Below are 374 nucleotides of genomic sequence, written 5' to 3'. Positions count from 1 at the left end.
CACCAAAAGGTGCGCTGTAAGCTACGCAGATCCAAGGACGCATTCCCAAGCGGTAGGACAGTTCCCACTCACGACCCATGTAGCAAAATACACCGATCAGGAAGACACAGAAGTGATTAAAGGTGTAATAAAACAATATAGAACAACACCTCAATCARCCCTGAKTARYAAACTAAACCYRATTATTCGGGGATGGTCAAAYTATTAYTCAGCGGTAGTCTCAKCAGAGACCTTCAMTAARCTAGACAAAAYARTTTGGCAAATATTAAGGGCATGGAGGTGGCGGTCGATCCGACGCGCCGGCGTCTGCGCATCGGCCAGCGGCTCTACAATGCCAGAAAGCAGCTTTGTCAGGCCTGGGGGCTGAAGGGCGT

The 374-nt window shown here is 49.0% G+C and carries 2 pseudogenes; one reads left to right on the top strand and one right to left on the bottom strand.

The features are described 5' to 3' along the window. A pseudogene (locus B9T16_RS29555) lies at positions 1-103 on the bottom strand (Photosystem Q(B) protein 1); the annotation flags it as partial. A gap of 3 nt (positions 104-106) precedes the next feature. Here B9T16_RS29555 and B9T16_RS29550 point away from each other — a divergent pair. Further along, positions 107-361, top strand: a pseudogene (locus B9T16_RS29550) (group II intron maturase-specific domain-containing protein); the annotation flags it as partial. Between the last annotated feature and the right edge of the window lie 13 nt (positions 362-374).

Source organism: Arthrospira sp. PCC 8006 (genome assembly GCF_046480465.1).
In the GTDB taxonomy this organism is placed as follows: domain Bacteria; phylum Cyanobacteriota; class Cyanobacteriia; order Cyanobacteriales; family Microcoleaceae; genus Limnospira; species Limnospira platensis.
Note: the sequence above shows the minus strand (reverse complement) of the source record. Positions and strands in the feature narration are given on the sequence as shown.